At 58.2% G+C, this 610-nt stretch carries 1 protein-coding gene; it reads right to left on the bottom strand.

Features of this window, described 5'->3' with window-relative positions; genetic code table 11:
- Positions 1 to 610 (bottom strand): hypothetical protein (locus tag GSQ89_RS33860; RefSeq protein WP_158932525.1); only part of this gene is annotated, 610 nt, incomplete at both ends.

The raw sequence follows: 610 nt of genomic DNA, 5'->3' as shown, positions 1-610 counted from the left end.
GTTGTCACCGAGGCTTTCGAAGTTCCGCAGGATCTCTGTCATTTCGATGCCCAAAGTCGCCTTGATCGTACCGGGCAATTCATCAACCGGTTCGTCCAAAAAAAGTTCTGAAACCGATATGGGCGCTGCTGATACCACATCGTCATCGCGCACCCGGGTCAGCGCACTGTGGGCGGATGGCACGGGTGTGATCTCAATCGCTTCCAGCAAAAAGGCAAGGAAATTGGGGGATTGCGTGGGATCAAATCGGTGCATTGGCAATCCGTCCGGCACCACGAAGGTAAACGGCAGCACACCGCCGGCTTCAAACAACTCGGTCGGCAACGGGATCGCAAGGCTGACTGCCGTGCCAGTACAGTACTGGCCAATAACCGCGCCTGCCAGCAGGATCGTGATACGCTGCGACGTTAAGAAGTTGCGACTGTAGAGAGGAGATATTGTGAGCCGCGCCAGATAAAGGCCCTTCATAGGTGGCGCGGGAAGCTCGAGGGTGCTGACACGGCCGCTGGTCCAGGCATCGCCCTGCGGATCATGCTGCCAGCCGTCGCGCAACATGGGTCGGCCGGCATCGCCGTTACCGAAATGATAAATGGCCGGCGCGCAGGGTTTG

The organism is Acidisphaera sp. S103 (genome assembly GCF_009765975.1).
Taxonomy (GTDB): domain Bacteria; phylum Pseudomonadota; class Alphaproteobacteria; order Acetobacterales; family Acetobacteraceae; genus Rhodopila.
The sequence above is the reverse complement of the archived record's forward strand: the minus strand, read 5'-3'. Positions and strand labels throughout refer to the sequence as shown.